Annotated in this window: 1 protein-coding gene; it reads right to left on the bottom strand. The window is 67.7% G+C overall.

What is annotated here, in order from left to right; all coding sequences use genetic code 11:
* Positions 1-592: hypothetical protein (locus AB0M99_RS37245; protein ID WP_365928631.1), on the bottom strand; the 592-nt coding region annotated here is incomplete at its 3' end.
* Positions 593-841 lie beyond the last annotated feature (249 nt).

Below are 841 nucleotides of genomic sequence, written 5' to 3'. Positions count from 1 at the left end.
AGTACTTGGCGGCGAGGCTGACCTGCGTGTCGCCGCCGGCTCCTTCTAGCCGCCACCGCAGGCTTCGGGGATCGGAGTTGGTGGTGGTCGCCGAGAGCCAGTGGTTCGGGACGATGAGACCGCGCCAGTTCTCGACCCAGAAGCATTCGGTACCACCGATGCAGAAGGGGCCGACGCAGATGCAGTCGTACGCGTCGACCGCCAGCGTGGCGTTGCGCGTTCCCTCCGAACCGACCCACCCGATCCCGGTCCCGCTGCGGACGGCGTGCGACGTGACGACCGCCCAGTCCCACGCCTGTACGCAGGCCTGGGCGCCGTTGCAGAACGTCTCCCTGAACCAGACCTGTTCGTCCGTGGTGCGAACCGCCGCCCCGGCGTCGCCGCTGCGCTCGCCGCCCGACTGCTCCCCCGCGTCGGGCGGCTCCTGAACCCTGCCCGGACTGGAGGGACGGTGGTCGACCGCGCGCCCGCCCTCTATGACCGCCCGCATCCCGGAAGGGAACTCGAGGATCTGTATGGCGTGGTCGTCGCCGAGGTCCATCGTCGTGTGAACGCGTGGCGGGAGCCCCCGCTTGATCTTGGCCGTCGTCATCGCAGAGTTCCTCCCTGTGGATCCAGGACGCGCGATAACACGCCCTGACAAGGTGACCGTGCTGAAGGGCGATCACGGAGCCTCGGGGCGTCCCATTGGGACCTCCAGCCGAATGACTCCGCTCCTTCCGAGTCTGGCACGGGGTACGGGGATGCTGAACCGCCCCGTGTCGAATGGAGACTCGATTTCATGAAAGGATCGAGTCATGGCACGACCTTCCCGTTACCCGCTTGAGCTCCGCCGTCGTGC

The organism is Streptomyces sp. NPDC051183, assembly GCF_040682455.1.
Lineage (GTDB): Bacteria > Actinomycetota > Actinomycetes > Streptomycetales > Streptomycetaceae > Streptomyces.
Note: the sequence above shows the minus strand (reverse complement) of the source record. Positions and strands in the feature narration are given on the sequence as shown.